This is a genomic window from Paenibacillus sp. FSL H8-0332 (assembly GCF_037963835.1).
Lineage (GTDB): Bacteria > Bacillota > Bacilli > Paenibacillales > Paenibacillaceae > Paenibacillus_AQ > Paenibacillus_AQ rhizoplanae.
The window spans coordinates 3249351-3265757 of the sequence record NZ_CP150145.1 but is presented as its reverse complement, the minus strand read 5'-3'; the positions used below and the strand labels follow the sequence as shown (position 1 = coordinate 3265757).

Here is a 16407-nt window from a genome sequence, read left to right as displayed (position 1 = left end):
TAGGCGAAGCAACGAAAACCCATACTTATTCAATTCTTTTACTGAAATGCGCTTACATTTCACTCTGAAAGACGTATAATGTTCTCTATGTGAAATGCTATTCACCCTGGAATATAGATAACGGATCATACCAAAGGAGACCTAGAGATGCTCGATTCAAACACTACCCGTCTAATCACCAAAGCGCTGAGCGCAAGCATTGCCAATAAGGAAATCGCCGGTGCGAACTTCATGGTGATTCAGGACGGACAAGAAAGCTGGTATCACGAAGACGGCTTTGCCGACATTGAAGCTGGATGCAAAATGTCCAGAGATTCAATCTTCCGTTTATACTCGATGACGAAGCCGGTTACGGCCGCAGCCGTTATGCTGCTTCTGGAGCGCGGGGAGATCGACCTGTTCGATCCGGTTAGCCAGTACATACCCGGATTTAAAAATCAGAAGGTGGGAAAGAACGGCGAGCTTGTGCCCGTTAGCCGGGAGGTTGATATTAATGACCTGCTGAACATGACCTCCGGCCTGGTCTACGGCGGAGAAGACCTGGCGGGTCAGTATACGGAGGCGCTGTACCAGGAACTGAACAGCCGCCTGCTTGGCACGAACCCGATGAGCACACAGGAATTCGCCAATCGGCTGGGCGAAGGCCCGCTGTCTTTCGACCCGGGAACCTCCTGGCAGTATGGAACCTCTGCGGATGTTCTAGGTGCATTAGTTGAAGTCGTCAGCGGTATGCGGTACGGCGAATTCCTGCAGCAGGAGATCTTCGGTCCGCTGCAAATGAACGATACCGGCTTTTGGCTGCCCGAAGACAAGAGAGACCGGCTGGCTTGCGTCTACCAGGATGACGGCGAAGGCGGCTTGACCCGGTATTCGGCGAGTCACCTGGGTGTCAGCCATCATATGGACCGGGAGCCGGCCTACGAAGCAGGCGGAGCCGGGCTGGTCTCAACCATTGAGGATGCTGCCAAATTCACCACCATGCTGATGAATCAGGGCAGCTTGAACGGGGTGCAGCTGCTGAAGCCCCGCACCGTTCAGTTTATGACCTCGGCCAGCTTGACCCACTCGCAGCAGCAAGGCTTCAATCCTTGGCATTCGCTGCAAGGCTACAGCTACGGCAATCAGATGCGTGTCCTGACCGATCCTGCCCAGGCGGGCGGACTTGGCAGCCTGGGAGAATACGGCTGGGACGGCTGGCTGGGAGCTTATTTTGCCAATTGTCCGCTAGAACGTCTGACCATCTTGTTCATGATCCAGAAGAAGGATTCCGGTACCATGCCGATTACACGCAAGCTGCGGAATATCGTGTTGAGTGCATTTTAAGCGACGAAGCTGTATGGATTCACTAAATTTGAGAAGCTGGAATTAGGTGCTTCCAGAAACAGGTGGATTTTCTCCACTTGCTCCTGAACAGAACAGCCCTCTCCAGGGAACAGTTGGAAAAAGGGCACTTAATATACTACGGAGAGTCCACTCCTACCATTTGGCATTTGCCCTGTTGGCGGCAATCACCTCAAGGAAGCGGTCGGGATAATTCGTATGCACACCGTCGACTCCCCAGGAATAGGCTTTATCCATGTTGAGCTGGTAGTTCACCGTGTACGGGATGATCTTGAGTCCGGCCCTCTTCACCTGAGCTACATAAGCTGCGCTGATTCCCTGGAAATTCGGGCTGATGCCTACGGCATAGGTCTTCACGGTATCCAGATAGGACTGAGTCACCCTCGAAGCCGCATAATCATTCCAGACAAGCTGATATAAGGGAATGTCCGGGTTAATGGCATGGAACCTCTTTAGGCTGGCGGCGCTGAAGGAGTGGATGGCTACCAGCTTTTCCAGGTGATGATTCTTAATGGTTTCGTTCAGAATTTCTTCTATATTATACTTCGGAGGAGGGTCCTTAATTTCAATGACGTAGTTGATGTCACTGCCCAATTTGTCGAACACTTCATCCAGGGTCGGGATGGTAACACCAATATAGAGATCCCTGGCGAACATCGGGTAGTCCTGATTGAACCATGAACCGGCATCAAGCTGCCTGAGCTGCTCCAGGGTCATGTTCTTCACATAGCCCTTGCCGTCCGTGGTCCGGTTCACGGTCTCATCATGAATGACAACGGGAATTAGATCCTTGGTTAAATGAACATCCAGCTCAATGGAATCGGCCTTCATCTGGGCGGCCAGCTGGAAGGCGGGAAGCGTATTCTCAGGCGCATAACCTGACGCCCCGCGGTGGGCAATCGTATAGACCTTGTCCGCAGGCTCGATGATCTCTTTCACCTTCACCCGGATCGCCGGAGAATAAGCGTACAGTGTGGAGAACAGGAAGATCACCATCATTATATGCACACCGATAAAATAACCCTTATGTCTGAATATCCTCATCATGCAGCTGTCCCCATTTTCATATGATTAGCGTATCTGTATCAGACATATGTCGCGTAAACAATCCATTGTCTCTATATCTATGAGTGCCATGTTACCATTCCAGAGTTGCTGTAACTGGATAATGATCCGAAGGGTATTTCCGGTCATAGCTGTCGGTTACCGTCCGGGTCTTCCGTACTCTCGCCTGCTTGTCCGTAAAAATATAATCGATTTCCATAAGCTCATTCCATGGAATATCATAGCGGAAACCGGTAAATGTACCCCAGGGGCCATAATGTGCATCATCAGCCGCTCTGCGGGTATCCGTCAGCTGCCCTGTAATCTCCCGGTAACATCTTTCGTCCGGAAGAGCATTGAAATCCCCTGTCAGTATAACCGGAAGGTCCCCGTCTTGATCACGGATCCAGTCCAGAATCATCAGAGCGCCGCGGTATCGGGCTTCCTCGCTGATATGGTCCAGATGAGTGTTGAGAAAGTGAATCCTATTCCCGTTTCTCGTGTCCTTCAGCCTTACCCAGGTGCAGATCCGGTTGTAATCAGAGCCCCAGGACTTGGAGGGAACCTCCGGCGTCTCCGTCAGCCAGAACGTGCCTCCGTCTTCCTTGGTGAATACCGACTTATTATAAAAGACCGGACAGTGTTCGTCATCCGGATCTTGATCACGGCTGATCCCTTCCACCTCATAATCATCAAGTGCAGCCAGATACCTCAGCTGATTGCCCTTTGCTTCCTGAAGTCCGAAGATGTCCCAGCGGTAATAGCGGATCAGGCGCAGCAAATGCTCTTTGCGGAACGCCCAGCTGTTCTCTCCGTCCACCGGAATGTCAACGCGGATATTAAAGGAAGCCACTTCGTAAGTAGTCATCACTGTTTTCTCCCCTCTGAAATGTAAACGCTTTTAATCCTCTCTGAACTACATATTGAGGTTTATAAGTTTATACCTTGTTGAAGAACGCGTCAACCGGCGGGGCGCGCCACTCTGGCCCGCAGCCATGTCCGTTCATTGAAGAAACCAGTTAAGCCGAAAGAGGCTTACCCTGTGAATGGCAAGCCTGGTTCAGAGCCTATTAACCGTTAGGCCAATATCCTTGCCAGTTCAGCGGAAATCCGGTTCCTGGCCGCATCCGCCACGCTAAAATCCATTGCTGCGGTATAAATTTTCTTTAATTCGTCCCGGTGCACCTTGGCCTCTGCCAATGCGGCTATCGCCGTTTTCATTGTGGCCTTATATTGTGTGCTTACTTCCTCTAGCGGCCCGGCGAGGCGCTCATCCGTTCCCGGTGCTACAACAGCTTCATACGTATCGATGATTACGTCTCCCTCCCGCTCCGGGTAATATTCATGCGGGCTGGTGCTGTCAAAGACCGCAAAATCAAGCTCACGCACAATGACCATATCCAGACTGTGGGGATCGAAGCCGCAATGATAGATTTCCGTATCAAAGCCCCGCTTCTCCGCCTCGGAGGCGATTGTGCGGAGTATGGTTGATTTGCCTGTTCCGGCCCGGCCTTTGAGGAAGAAGCGTCTCCACAGCCCTTCGGTCAAATTAGGTACAAAGTCGACCGATCCTGCCGGCGTTGCTGCGCCCAGAAACCGGTGCTTGACGTCAGCACTCCTCTGAAGATGCGCTTCGCCAAACAGCTGTTCCAGCATCAGGGCCGTTAATTGATCCGCCTTGCCGAAGTCCATATGCTCGAAGTAAATCTTTTCCCATTCGTCATGAATGTTCAGGGCCTCTGCAAACCTGCTGTACGCTGCCGCATAGGCATCCGCAGCCTTCCGGTTAAGCTCCTCAATGATCTCCCTTTGGCTGATCAGCGCTGCCGAGTCCCACGCTTCTCCCAGGTTCACGTATTCCCGGGCCGCTCCGGGAGCCTTGGGCTCGATCACATGGGGCGCAGTCCCGTCAACAATGCCCACGCCAAGCGCCGGAATAATGACCCCGTCAATGGAATCCTTATCGGATGAACAATGGATCAGCTCAATATCATAACCCCGCTCCGCCCATTCCGTGCCGATTGCATTCATCAGGGAGGATTTTCCGGTACCGGGACCGCCTTTCAAGATGAAGATCCGCCGCAGTCCCTGAAGATTCGATTCGAACAAACTATAGAAGCCAAGAGCCGTATTACCGTCTGCAAAATATCTTAAAATCCGCGCAGCCATACATCCACTTCCTTTCCCGTTGTCGCCTGGCAGGCTTATAACCATACAATATGCGTCAGGTATTTGTAAGGTTCCGGAAGCGGGGGAATTACGTCCAGTCCACGTGAAAACGCTAAACTAAATGCCAACAGCTGCCATCCCGGCCAGCACCTTCTCCCCTCTCGCTTCCAGATCCCCGCCGCTGAACCTGGGCAGTGTCAGACTGGAAACGATATGCCCGTCCCTCGTGAAAAGTACCCTGTCTGCGCGGGCGGCGACTCTCGCATCATGAGTCACAAGCATGATGGCTGTGCCCGCTTGATTAATGGCTACCAGCAGCTCCATGATCTCCTCAGCCGTTTTGGAGTTAAGCGAACCGGTTGGCTCATCGGCAAACAGAATCTCCGGCATATTGATCAGCGCGCGGCAGATTCCGGCCCGCTGGAGCTGGCCGCCTGATACCTCCATGGTATCCCTGTATTCAAGCCCGGAAATGCCCGTTTGCTTCATCAGGTGTCTCGCTTTTTGCGCGAGTTCCGCTGTGTTTCTCTTACCATCCTGCACAGCGGGAAGCATGATATTATCCAGCAGATTCAGGTTCCTCAGCATCGTAGGCTGCTGAAAAATAAACCCCATCCGGGTCCGGCGAAGATCCGCAAGCACATTTTCCCGGAGCCCGGATAATTCCGTATCACCAAATTTGACTGATCCGCCTGTAATCCCATCCATGCCGCTGAGCGCGAACAGCAGCGTGGTTTTGCCTGAGCCTGAAGGTCCCATTACGGAAACAAACTCACCTTTTGTTATAACTACGTCTACTCCATTCAACACTGTGGCCTGTTCTGTACCCTTGCCGTAGGTTTTTACGATACGGGTACCTGTAATGATGCTGCTCATTCTGCTAAACCTCCTTAATATATTCGGAAATTTGTAAGGTCTGGATGGCGGAAATGCCCAGCCGTGTGGCAGCAACGACACAGCCTGCAATCAGCAGAGGCGAAATGAAATAGACAAACCACGGGTTTACCGCGAAATGGAAGGCTGCTGCGCCGAAGGAAGACACGATTGCCACACCCACAAGCTCACCCAGCGTATTTGCCAAAAGCGTACCGGTGATGACACCGATCCCCAGCACGATAACAGAGCGTGTAAGATACTGCCTGCGAATATCCCTGCCAGTGAAGCCGATAGATTTCATTATGGCAATGGGGTAACCGTCTTTTGTCACCAGCATCCTCATAAACAACGTTGTTACCAGCAGTGTGAGCAGAGCAGTTGCCACGGTAGCAACAATGGATGCCTTTTGTATAGCCTTGCGCATAGGACCAAGCATCTGCCCGATGGTCTCGTCGATCCCGGTAATTTTGGCAGAGGGGAATTGTTCCCGGTACTGTGCTATTGCCGCCTGAACGCTCTGACGGTCACGGAACGTAACTGCAATTGAGGCGCTTAGAATCTCCCCGTGATTCATATTGAAAATCGCCTGGGCCGTACGTCCGCCGTTCGTAACATCGGAGTAAATTCCGCACACCTTCAGGTGCTTTTCCGTGCCGTCAGCGATAACAACGAGTTCATCTCCAACGTTCTGTTCAAGGTCTTCCGCATTAAGTACCGAGAGGGCAATCTCCGCTTCAGCTTGTGGCGCACGGCCTTTGGAATACGTAACCGGAAAGGTGGAATAGTCCCCGAAGGTCACCCGCAGCTTCTCTAGCGTTCCGTCATCCGCTCTTCTCTCTAGCATCCGGCTGGTGAAGAGTGCATATTTCTCAACGTTCTTATCCTCCTCCAGCCGAGCTGTAACCTCCGCCGCCTTCCCCTGGACGTCCTCCACCTGTGTCCGCAGCACTCCGATATTAAGGTCACTGATGCCCATACCCATATTGGTGATGAAGCCGGGTGCAGAGATAGTATTGCTGATATTATACGGCACAATCATAATGAATGAGGAGATGACCAGCACCATCGTCATGGTGACATACAGCTTCTTACGGGACAGCACATCCTTGATGCCTAGAAAGATATTCCGGGTGAACAGCCTGTTGTGACTCAGCCGGAAGCTTCTGCCCGGTTTCGAGGATTCCCGCGATGCGCCGAACCTCACCGCCTGCGCCGGGGAGATGTTACGGAAGCGCCGCAGCACACCATTCACATATAGCATGACCACCGCGAAGATGAGCACCGCTCCCGCAAGTCCGCTGAGCAAGCCGGGAAACCGGCTCCCGCTATCACCCATATACAGACGAATATTGTGCATAAAAGGGATCTGGAGCGGCAGAGAAGCCAGAAAGCCCAGCACGCAGGCTACACCCGTGATCGCACCGTATTTCGCAAGGTACAGCTTCTTGATCTGTGATACCCGCATCCCGATGGCCTTCAGTACGCCTATTTCCTTGTAATCCTCTTCGATCGTTGCCAGTAGCGTAAAGCGGATACATAAGAAGGCCACGATGATGACCAGCATGCCGATTAACACCAGCACAGCAATCATAATGCCGTCCGTAATGCCGTTAATCATCTTCACCTGATTGTATGTGATAGCAGGCGGACCGTTGGCCGGGAGTCCCGCATCCAAATACGCTGCCTCAAATGCCGTATAGTTAACCCCCTCGGACAGCCGGAATTCAATCAGATGCTCCAATTGTCCAAACTCACGAACCTGCTCGAAATCCGCCGGGCTCACAAGGAAACGCTTGGAGCTTACCAGCGCCGCGTTCATGGTTGAATCCCGCAAAAACCCCGCAACGTGGAAGGAAATACCGTGGATCGTCACTGTATCTCCAAGTACTGCATAACCTTCCTGCCTGTAGTAGACCGGGACATAGATTTCACCGTCTGCCGGATGAATAACTTCACCGTGTAAGTCCAGCAGGTAGTCGAATTTCTTGCCTTGTACGGAAAGACCGTTGTCCTGAATGCTTCCAGCAAGCGAATCGTTCCCGATCACAATCTCTGCACCCTCGATATTGAGGAACTCCAGCACCTGATATTCCTCAACACTTCCATTCGTGTCTGCGAAGCTCCGCAACTGGTCCAAGTCTACGCTGCCTGTATGCATTTGCATGAAATGGAGTGCCTTCGCCGACAGAAGCATGTTATCAATCGCGCCGGACAGATTCACTGTAAGCGATGCGGCGAGCGAAGTCAGCATGGCGGCAACGAGGATGAACGCCATAATCGTGCCGGTAATCAGCTTACTTTTGCGCAGACCGTTTTTAATTAATTTTAGATACATGTCACTCCTCCGTCTATTTGTGACCTTACAGGTTTAACCTTTGGGGAAAATGAGGACGAACTCCTTGGTATAGGGTGAGACTGCGTCTGTTACACTAACTCCCCCGGAATGCTGTTCCATCACCTTGTGCACAATAGCCAGTCCTAGCCCAGTTCCACTGCTGGTGGTTCTTGAAGCATCGCCGGAGACAAATGGCTCGAAGAGATTTCCGGTGATGGCCTCCGGGATCGCTGCTCCATTATCGGCAATATGGATTGTAATCCGGCTGGGCTCATCCGTCAGTCCTACGAATAACAGGCTGCCTGACGGGTTATGGCGGATTGCATTAGTCAGCAGATTGCCGATAGCCCGGCTAATTTCCAGCGGGTCTGCTATATAAAATACGGGCTGGTCCGGTAATTGCAGTTCTAAGCTCATCTGTTTGCTTTCGATTTCACCAAACAAAGCAGCGCAAGATACGCGAAGCAGTTCCACAAGATCAACCTTCGCCAGATTCAACTTGTATTCAGGCGCACCCAGCTTAGAGTAGGCCAGCAGTTGGTCAATCAATTGGTTCATCTGCGCCGATTTCGCTTGAATCGCCAGATGATATTCCCGCTGCTTGCCCGGCTCCTCCACCATACCGCTTACCAAGGCCCCGGCATATCCCGATATCGTTGTCATTGGGGTTCTCAGATCATGGGCAATATGCGAGAACAGCTGCATCCGTTCCTTCTCCCTGCTCATCCGCTGGTCTTCGGCTTCCTTAAGCTTCCGCGCCATGAAGTTGAACGCGTCCCTCATTTCTCCAAATTCCGTTTCTGTCTCAAAATCCAGCCTAGTCTCTAAATGTCCGGACGTTACCTCCCTGAACCCTTCTTCCATCTTCCTTACAGGCTCCATTAGCTTCCTGTTAACCCCGCGTCCGAACAGGACAATCCCAATGAAATAGATGGCCGCAGTGATAAGAATCCAGATCACGGACAGCGTGATCTGAAGCGATTCCGTTCCCTTGGCCAGCGGGGAAGAGGCCAGCTCCGCGAAGTTCATCCCGTTCTTCCATGTCAACAGACCGTACAATAGCTCCAGAACCAGGAGCGTCAGCGCAATGCCGAAGGTGTAGCCTATGAATCTGCGCATGATGACTCTTCTGAAGCTGCGCTTGTTCTTCATGGATGCACCTCCAGCCGATACCCCAATCCCCGCACGGTTCCAATGGACACCCCGCTGCCGCCGGGAAGCTTGGCGCGCAGCTTACTGATGGCCACCATCACCGTATTATCATCCACGATAGCTGTCTCCTGCCATGCCGCCTCATACAGCTGCTGTTTGGTGTAGACGCGTCCTGGACTTTGCATGAACAGCTTCATCATGTTGTATTCTGTAGCGGTAAGATGGATTGCGGCGCTGCCGAAGCGGAGACTGCATACAGAAATATCCATACACAGTTCCCCAGCCGTCAGCACCGCCGCTGCGGAATCCGCTGCACCACCGCTATAGCGGCGTAATTGGGCTTTGATTCGTGCAAGCACCTCAAGCGGGTCAAACGGCTTAGTCACATAATCATCCGCACCAAGGTCAAGCCCCAGAATTTTCTCGTGATTCTCTGTCTTGGCACTGACAACGATAATGGGCAGATTGCTGTGCTCTCTCAAGCCCTTAATCAGCTGATAGCCATCAAGCTCTGGCATCATAATGTCGATAACAGCCAGATCAATCCGCGCAGCCGCTGCCTGCTTCAGTGCTTCCCGTCCATTGCCGGCCTGGATCACGGTATAGCCGTCCTTTTCTACATACAGGCGCAGGAGCTCCCGGATCTCCTGCTCATCATCCACAATCAGAATTGTTTGGTTCATGATTTCACCTCTCCTCCCGCTCATTCCTCCGGGCCGTAAGTTCATTATGTTGGCCCTACCTTTCAGTTAAACACGGGTAACCTTAACATTGCCTTAAGATTTATCATATCAATCGGCTGTCTATGCCAAAAAGCGGCATTCCCCATCACCCGATGGTAGAAATGCCGCTTAGTCTAATTTACTCCCCTTATATTCCCATGAACCGCTCCACACCCGCAGGGTCCATGACCACCATCTGCTTGTTGCCGATCAGCTTGATCAGACCACTGTCTTCGAACCTGGAGAACTTCCTGCTGATGGTCTCCCGGGTAACCCCGACATAACTCGCCAGCTCTTCACGGGATAGCGGAAGGTCAATATGAATACGTCCGCCGCGCGGTTTGCCATATTTGTCGCTGAGTTCCATGATCATGTAGGCAATCCGGATCTCGGGGTCTTTGGTCGCCAGACTCTGCGCCAGATTTTCTGTATGGGCGAGTCTTTTGGTTAGACTTTTCAGCAGCCGCAGTGAAATATCGGGATTCTCTGTCATTAACTGCTCCATATCGCTGCGGGTCAGCATACAGATATTGGTTTCTTTCAGCGCATACGCACTGAAGTTGCTAAGCTCATCACTGTTAAAAATACTGAGTTCCCCGAAGAAATCTCCGTTCGTCAGGATGTGTAAAATCTGTTCCTTCCCTTCGGGGGTGATCTTGGATAACTTCACATGCCCCTGTTGAATAATGTACAGCGTATCGGACGGCGCTCCTTCGAGAATTAACGGCTGCCCCTTGGTGAATTTGCGGTGCTTAATCATCGCGCTGATCCGGGTAAGATCCTCATCGGTCAGCGCGGCAAAAATCGGTACCTTGCGTGTACAAGGTTCTGCGGCGTGCTGGCAGGAATGCTCTTTCATACCGTTCCCCCTGTAATGTGAAATGTGGAACCTCATCCTTAATCCTCTAGTGGGCAATTGTGTTCTTCTCTTCAACCGGAACGAAGTGGCTGGTGTCCTCCCCGCAGACCGGGCAGACCCAGTCTTCAGGCAAATCTTCAAAGGCTGTGCCGGCTGCGACATCCTCATCGGGATCGCCTACTGCCGGATTATAGATGTAGCCGCAAGGGGTACAGATGTATTTTTTCATCGTTATCAGCTCCTAATAGGTTATATTTAGTTCAATCTGAACTGGACTTCGGCCATAATATCTGTAATACTCCGGCCGTCAAGCTGAATCCCCGACAGAGAGGTTCCCTGCTCAATAGCAGCCTTGTAGGTCAAGGACGCAGCTGCTCCCTGCCAGGAGATGGCACCGGTAATAATGCTGTCTGTCACAAAGATACGTGTATAGGCACTGTTCTCTTCTCCGCATACTGTCCGGTCGCAGAACCGCTCATCTGTGCCGCCAATGGCGAACAAAGAACTCCCGAACGCGTTAAACAAAGTAACCGGAACGGCTCTGCGGTATACCGTCAGAGTGTCTGCCATATTGCTTCCGGCAATTTTTCCCTGTTCAATCGCTCCGCCCCACAGTCCTTCCACCAGCCCGCCATACTCGGCAACGTCACCGGCTGCATAAATGTTCGGAACACTAGTCTGCAGATGTTCATTGACAATAATGCCCTGGCCGACCTCAATATTCGAGCCGTTAACAAGGTCCGTATTTGGGACAATACCGATGGAGTAGACCACATGATCACAGGGGAAGCTGGAGCCGTCCTTCAGTGTGACACCAGTAACAGAATCAGATCCTTCTATAGAAGACACACCTGCTTGCAGCAGCACCTTCACTCCGGATTGCTCAAGCGTCTGCTTCAGTCTGTCCGAAGAGTAACTGTCCAGTTGTCTGCCCATCAGGGAAGGGGCTGCTTCGACCACAGTCACTGTATATCCCGCTTCGTGAAGCGCCCAGGCCGTCTCAATGCCCTGCACTCCACCGCCGATCACGGTTACGCGGCTGCCGTCCTTCAGGCTGTCTTTCAGCCGGTCTGCATCGGAGAGGCCCCGGATCGTGTGGACGTTGGCAAGTCCGGCACCTTCGATGGATAATGCGCGGTTCTTCGCTCCCATGCAGAGCAGCAGCTTATGATATTCCACACACTGGCCATCCTCTGTCTCTACCGTTTGCCGCTCCGGGTGAATGGATTGGATACGGGTTGAGGTCTTAACCGTTATGCGGTTATCGCGGTACCATTTCTCCTTCTTGATCAGTACCTTCTCGCTGTGCAGATCGGTGAACAGGCCTTTGGTCAGCTTAATCCGGTTGTAGGGAAGCCCGCTTTCCTCTCCAAGAATCGATATTTCGGATTCCGCGTCCTGATCGCGGATCGCTTTGGCCGCATGGACGGCGGATACGCCGCCTCCGACAATTACATAATGCTTCGTCATGTTAACTTCCTCCTCCCTAAATTGAACTGAGCAGCAGATCCGAGACAAATTCAGTCGCATTCTTAATCTTCTGCACCTTCTCCGGCTCTTTAGGCGAGAATCTGACTCTTACCGGGAATTCCACATGGGTCATGCCGGTGGTTTTAATGACTTCTGAGGTGCTTTGTACGGTCATATTCGTTCCGTTCAGGTAGTCCTGAATGACTTCAATGGCTTCTCCGCTCCAGCCGTAAGAGCCAAAGGCGGTTGCAAGCTTGCCTTCCAGATTCATATCCTGCATCCCTTTCAGTACTTCCTCCAGGTTGCCGATCATATCTGCATATTTCGTAGAGCTGCCGATGAAGACTGCGTCTGCGGATTCGATGCTGCGCAGGATGTCCGCGGTGCTGCTTTTATCCGCATTCCAGACTTCTGTCTCGATACTGTTCTCCTTCAGGCAATTCTCAATGATCGCGGCCATCTTCTTCGTACTGTTCTTGATGGTGGTATAGACAATAACAGCCTTCTTGCCCTGGGTGGTCTCACGGCTCATGGTGGCGTATAGCCCAATGAACTTAGGAATGTCCTCGCGGATCAGGAACCCGTGGGAAGGTGCAATCATGCGGATCTCCAGGTCTTTCACCGCTTCCAGCAGTGTTCTTACATATCTTCTGTGCGGATGGATAATGGCTGCATAATAGCCTTTGTAATCTTCGGTGATATCGAACTCTGCTTCATCACTGAACAGATTGTCAACCGCCACATGTGTGCTGAATATATCGCAAGGGAACAGGATCTGATCCTCGATACAATAGGTAATCATCGTTTCAGCGGTATGGAGGTACGGCGTTTCTTTGAACAGCAGTGTTTTTCCTCCGATATCCAGCGTATCCCCGTCTTTGACAACCAGGAAGTTGCGGCTGTGCAGCTTGTACATTTCCTGTAGCTCCGGTACAGCAATTTCGGTACATACGATAGTAGCATTCAGCGCCTGCGCAGCCAGAGCCGCAAGTCCGCCGGAGTGATCAGGCTCCGTATGGTTAATGACGATGTAATGAATATCCATCAGGTCGATCATTCCGCCGAGGCACTCGGCATATTCGCGGCCGAACTCCATATCCACCGTATCAATTACAGTCGGCTTGCCTGTTTTGAGTAGATACGAATTATAGGTGGTTCCTTTGGCCAGAATCAGGCGGTGGAACGGGACTTGACGGTTGTCTATTTTGCCTACCCAGTGGATGTCTTCAGCGATTTGTCTGGTTTGTGTACTCATTAGTGTTAGCCTCCAATATTTGATTGATAATCCTTATCAGCACCTTCATTCTAGTATGGCTGCCGTTTAAAAAGGAGGATTCAAATCAAATTTCAGAAGTTAGTGAAATCTTTCATTTGCTATACTCTTAATGTAGCCGATTGAACAAAAGGAGGGGTGCGTGCGGTCACAGTGGGAGAAGAATAATTCTTTATCGTATTTGTTAGATGCAAGTAGGACAGCCCTTTGTTTTTGAGCAGGATCGACTTAAGCACTTGGGTGGACGCTGCGTGAACGGCCCGTTGTTCCAATCGCTGTGTTCTCCAGATTTTTTTCATTCCCCTTAGCAGTGAAAATCCGGAGACCAAGGCGACCGCTGCCGCTTTTACACAATCGTTCCGTCCTCTCCGCTGTTTAAGCGGGATATGACCATCCATCATACTTCTCATCCAATAATTCCAACATTCTTTCCGTAGACAGATTCACTTCAAACATGGGGTCCAGCTCTTGCCTATTCTCTAAAAGCATTTCCTGTATATTGGACGCGATGATAATACAAATCGCCCCGCCCGCTCTTGTCCCGGTATTCATTTCACTCAGTTTCTGCTCCAGTACCTGTGCCGAGCTCACATGTTCCAATGAAGATACGGCTACGATAATATCATATTCATTTGGTTCAATAGAGAAGTGTTCAATATCAGATAGAATGGGTACAATGTAAGGCTCTACACCAAACTGCTGACTGTAACTCTCCAGTTTCGCTATGGCTGATTCCAGCAGGTCTACACATACCACTTTTCCATTCCTTGGCCTAATCGATTCGGCGACCGGAATGCTGTTCCGGCCAACCCCAGCTCCCAGATCCAGTATGCTTATGTATTCTTGATCCTTATACTTATTGATAAGATTAATGACTGTAGTAACAGGTTTGTGCAGCCAGGAGCCTGGCTCAAATAGCTTGCTGCTATCGTAACATTGATCATGATATATCTTCTCTTCGGATCTGATTCTGGCTAACCTGTCCATTCGTTCGCCCCCAAACTTCAAATGCTCCGCCCGAGAAGATTCCAAGGATCGCAGCCGAGAGAATTGTAACATATCTCTATAAATATAGTCAGTATCAAATCACAACGTATAGAACAAGAGCAGCCCCACAAGGAAGCCGCTCCTGTAATTATTAATATTTATGTTACTTTGCCGGTGCTAGAAGATTCTCAGCAGGAGCTGGAGCTGGAACTAGCTCGGGAAGCGCCTCTGTGACAGCCCCTTCCTGGGCAGGGGCTGGTGCAGGAGCAAGCCCGGAGTCCGATTGGGCAGCGCTTGCTTTCGGCACGGTTACGTGAGCACTTTCAGCAGGAGCTGCTACAAGCTTATTAGGCAGCGGCTCTGCTTGAGCAGCCCCAGGAGCCACTTCTGCGGGAACCGTTGCAGAATCAGCAGATTCGGCTGGCCCTGCAACGAGTTCTCCTGCATTATATTCCTGGGCGGGGATGGTGCTGCTCTCGGCAGACTTGGTGCCAGACGCTTTGACAGGCTCGGTTATTTTACCTTCGGGCACTTTAGAAGCTGCAATCTCGGAAGCGGCATTATCAGAAGAAGTATACTCCGAGTCGGCGACTACTTGCGGTGTCATCTTAGAGGCTAATGCTGCAGTGGAGGTGCCGATTCCGGCAATTAACAGGGCTGCGGTAACCGATAGGAAGAGGGTCTGTCTGTTTAGTTTTTTGACGTTAAGCATATGGGTTAATCTCCTTTGTAATTGTTTGCCGTCACCGGATAATGAGGCGTAGAACGCTCCGGGTTGACTGGTTGGGCCTGCCATGACATTCAGAATGGTCCCGCCGTAACGTTTGCGGTCGGCATGAGACATCTCTTGCACCACCTCCTGGTCACAGGTCAGCTCGCTCCAGGTATGAAGCTCATGACGGACCGTATGAACCAGCGGATTATACCAGTGCAAGGTACGGACGAATAGCAATGCAGCCTTGATCCACAGATCCTTGCGCTTCAGATGAACCAATTCATGGCGCAGCACCATCTCCATATCCAGATTGCTTTGACTCTCTATAGGCAGATAGATCGAGGGTCTCCATAGACCGGCCAGAAAAGGACTGCGTGCGACAGGACTGTAAGCGAGCTTCACGCTACATGTAAGGCCAAGCTCCTCCTTGATGCTGCTCAGCAGCATGGCTGTCTCACTATTCTCCGGTACCATGATACGGTTTCGCTTAAGTACTCTGGTAAACCTGCGGTACGCATACCCTTGCCAGGCGGCAAAAGTGATGGCTCCCGCTACCCAGATCCCTAACAGGATATATGCGGTACTTGCGGTAAGGGCTAGAGCAGGCTGCAGAGATTCCGCTACATACCCGGTCAGCCTCCCGCTCTGGTAATTCTGTACACTTGTGGCTACGCGCGGCGCGCTTAGGTGATGGGATAACCACGGCAGGATCAGAGCTATAGGAAACAAATAAAAGATTAAGGCCAGCTTAATGAGCCCATAACGCCATTTGGCCGGGAAATGTCCGGTGGATAACCTCCCCAGCGCCTGTATGCTGAGTGTCACTACACTTCCGGCAACGGTTAGCGGGATTAGAATATCGAGTAAGATCTTCATCGTCATCACCTACTTTTCCGAGAACCATTGCTTCAGCTCGTCAATATCCTGGTCCGACAGCTTGTCGCCGTCATACATGGCGGAGATCAGATTCTTAACCGAACCCTGATACAGCCCGTCCAGGACATGCTGAGTCTCGACCAGCTTATAGTCTTCAGGCGAAATGCCGGGCACATATTTGTTCAGCCGCCCATGCCGGGTAGCGGTCAGAAACCCCTTATCTACTAACCGTGACAAAAAGGTAGAGATCGTCTGCGCCTTCCAATCCCTTCCCTTCTGCATGAACTGGTTCAGCAGCTCCGTTGAAGTAACTGGCGGCATACTCGCCCAAATGGCTTCCATTAACTCTAATTCTGTATCCGATAGCTTCTGAATCTTGTTCACTGTGAACACCTCTTAGATCTGTTATGCGTCCATAACATTATTACTACACTACGTAGTAGTTATAATCTACTACATAATGTAGTGGTTAGTCAAATGTATATCCTGCCTGAGGGGATGCCACTTTCTGGCAGCAGGTACGGCCCAAGTCACGGGCCTTAAATTTCACACTGTAGCTCCCCTCCCAGAGCAACGGAAACCTCCAGA

The 16407-nt window shown here is 51.4% G+C and carries 15 protein-coding genes; 1 reads left to right on the top strand and 14 read right to left on the bottom strand.

The window, feature by feature from the left end:
• The first annotated feature begins 147 nt into the window (after window positions 1-147).
• Complete coding sequence (locus tag NST43_RS14175; protein WP_339224986.1) at window positions 148-1323, top strand: serine hydrolase domain-containing protein; 1176 nt, start codon at window positions 148-150, stop codon at window positions 1321-1323.
• 153 nt (window positions 1324-1476) lie between these two features.
• Here NST43_RS14175 and NST43_RS14170 read toward each other — a convergent pair whose 3' ends face one another.
• From NST43_RS14170 to NST43_RS14105, 14 genes are all read right to left on the bottom strand, one after another.
• Window positions 1477-2340, bottom strand: a complete 864-nt coding sequence (locus NST43_RS14170) for a glycerophosphodiester phosphodiesterase family protein (protein WP_339225417.1) — start codon at window positions 2338-2340, stop codon at window positions 1477-1479.
• A 139-nt stretch (window positions 2341-2479) separates the two neighbouring features.
• The gene (locus NST43_RS14165; protein WP_339224985.1) at window positions 2480-3253 is read right to left on the bottom strand and encodes an endonuclease/exonuclease/phosphatase family protein; all 774 of its coding nucleotides are present in this window, start codon (window positions 3251-3253) and stop codon (window positions 2480-2482) included.
• A gap of 209 nt (window positions 3254-3462) precedes the next feature.
• Window positions 3463-4554, bottom strand: a complete 1092-nt coding sequence (locus NST43_RS14160; protein WP_339224984.1) for a PRK06851 family protein — start codon at window positions 4552-4554, stop codon at window positions 3463-3465.
• A 117-nt stretch (window positions 4555-4671) separates the two neighbouring features.
• Entirely contained in the window at window positions 4672-5430 is a 759-nt protein-coding gene (locus NST43_RS14155) for an ABC transporter ATP-binding protein (protein ID WP_339224983.1), read from the bottom strand.
• Between the two features lie 4 nt (window positions 5431-5434).
• Complete coding sequence (locus NST43_RS14150; RefSeq protein ID WP_339224982.1) at window positions 5435-7765, bottom strand: FtsX-like permease family protein; 2331 nt, start codon at window positions 7763-7765, stop codon at window positions 5435-5437.
• 33 nt (window positions 7766-7798) lie between these two features.
• Window positions 7799-8917, bottom strand: a complete 1119-nt coding sequence (locus NST43_RS14145; RefSeq protein WP_339224981.1) for a HAMP domain-containing sensor histidine kinase — start codon at window positions 8915-8917, stop codon at window positions 7799-7801.
• Window positions 8914-9600 (bottom strand): response regulator transcription factor, encoded by a 687-nt coding sequence (locus tag NST43_RS14140; protein WP_339224980.1) that lies wholly within the window; start codon window positions 9598-9600, stop codon window positions 8914-8916. Before NST43_RS14140 ends, NST43_RS14145 begins: the two co-directional genes overlap by 4 nt.
• 187 nt (window positions 9601-9787) lie before the next feature.
• A complete protein-coding gene (locus NST43_RS14135) occupies window positions 9788-10498 on the bottom strand; it encodes a Crp/Fnr family transcriptional regulator (RefSeq protein ID WP_209990535.1) in 711 nt (236 codons plus the stop codon).
• Window positions 10499-10544: 46 nt separating this feature from the next.
• Window positions 10545-10727 carry a rubredoxin gene (gene rd, locus NST43_RS14130; protein ID WP_076075525.1) on the bottom strand — a complete coding sequence of 61 codons (183 nt, stop codon included), beginning with the start codon at window positions 10725-10727 and terminating at the stop codon, window positions 10545-10547.
• A gap of 26 nt (window positions 10728-10753) precedes the next feature.
• Window positions 10754-11968 carry an FAD-dependent oxidoreductase gene (locus NST43_RS14125; protein ID WP_339224979.1) on the bottom strand — a complete coding sequence of 405 codons (1215 nt, stop codon included), beginning with the start codon at window positions 11966-11968 and terminating at the stop codon, window positions 10754-10756.
• Window positions 11969-11984: 16 nt separating this feature from the next.
• Window positions 11985-13223 carry an FprA family A-type flavoprotein gene (locus NST43_RS14120; RefSeq protein WP_339224978.1) on the bottom strand — a complete coding sequence of 413 codons (1239 nt, stop codon included), beginning with the start codon at window positions 13221-13223 and terminating at the stop codon, window positions 11985-11987.
• A gap of 393 nt (window positions 13224-13616) precedes the next feature.
• Complete coding sequence (locus NST43_RS14115; protein WP_339224977.1) at window positions 13617-14228, bottom strand: class I SAM-dependent methyltransferase; 612 nt, start codon at window positions 14226-14228, stop codon at window positions 13617-13619.
• Window positions 14229-14391: 163 nt separating this feature from the next.
• Window positions 14392-15819, bottom strand: coding sequence for a M56 family metallopeptidase (locus tag NST43_RS14110; protein WP_339224976.1), 1428 nt, complete (start codon window positions 15817-15819; stop codon window positions 14392-14394).
• Between the two features lie 9 nt (window positions 15820-15828).
• The gene (locus tag NST43_RS14105) at window positions 15829-16203 is read right to left on the bottom strand and encodes a BlaI/MecI/CopY family transcriptional regulator (RefSeq protein ID WP_209990519.1); all 375 of its coding nucleotides are present in this window, start codon (window positions 16201-16203) and stop codon (window positions 15829-15831) included.
• Window positions 16204-16407: the final 204 nt, after the last annotated feature.

What these genes read in the sequence shown, in the direction of transcription:
- NST43_RS14150 (WP_339224982.1), bottom strand. Translation starts at nt 7,765, where the DNA reads ATGTATCTAAAATTAATTAAAAACGGTCTGCGCAAAAGTAAGCTGATT.
- NST43_RS14165 (WP_339224985.1), bottom strand. Translation starts at nt 3,253, where the DNA reads ATGACTACTTACGAAGTGGCTTCCTTTAATATCCGCGTTGACATTCCG.
- rd (WP_076075525.1), bottom strand. Translation starts at nt 10,727, where the DNA reads ATGAAAAAATACATCTGTACCCCTTGCGGCTACATCTATAATCCGGCA.
- NST43_RS14155 (WP_339224983.1), bottom strand. Translation starts at nt 5,430, where the DNA reads ATGAGCAGCATCATTACAGGTACCCGTATCGTAAAAACCTACGGCAAG.
- NST43_RS14135 (WP_209990535.1), bottom strand. Translation starts at nt 10,498, where the DNA reads ATGAAAGAGCATTCCTGCCAGCACGCCGCAGAACCTTGTACACGCAAG.
- NST43_RS14145 (WP_339224981.1), bottom strand. Translation starts at nt 8,917, where the DNA reads ATGAAGAACAAGCGCAGCTTCAGAAGAGTCATCATGCGCAGATTCATA.
- NST43_RS14110 (WP_339224976.1), bottom strand. Translation starts at nt 15,819, where the DNA reads ATGAAGATCTTACTCGATATTCTAATCCCGCTAACCGTTGCCGGAAGT.
- NST43_RS14175 (WP_339224986.1), top strand. Translation starts at nt 148, where the DNA reads ATGCTCGATTCAAACACTACCCGTCTAATCACCAAAGCGCTGAGCGCA.
- NST43_RS14115 (WP_339224977.1), bottom strand. Translation starts at nt 14,228, where the DNA reads ATGGACAGGTTAGCCAGAATCAGATCCGAAGAGAAGATATATCATGAT.
- NST43_RS14170 (WP_339225417.1), bottom strand. Translation starts at nt 2,340, where the DNA reads ATGATGGTGATCTTCCTGTTCTCCACACTGTACGCTTATTCTCCGGCG.
- NST43_RS14120 (WP_339224978.1), bottom strand. Translation starts at nt 13,223, where the DNA reads ATGAGTACACAAACCAGACAAATCGCTGAAGACATCCACTGGGTAGGC.
- NST43_RS14140 (WP_339224980.1), bottom strand. Translation starts at nt 9,600, where the DNA reads ATGAACCAAACAATTCTGATTGTGGATGATGAGCAGGAGATCCGGGAG.
- NST43_RS14160 (WP_339224984.1), bottom strand. Translation starts at nt 4,554, where the DNA reads ATGGCTGCGCGGATTTTAAGATATTTTGCAGACGGTAATACGGCTCTT.
- NST43_RS14125 (WP_339224979.1), bottom strand. Translation starts at nt 11,968, where the DNA reads ATGACGAAGCATTATGTAATTGTCGGAGGCGGCGTATCCGCCGTCCAT.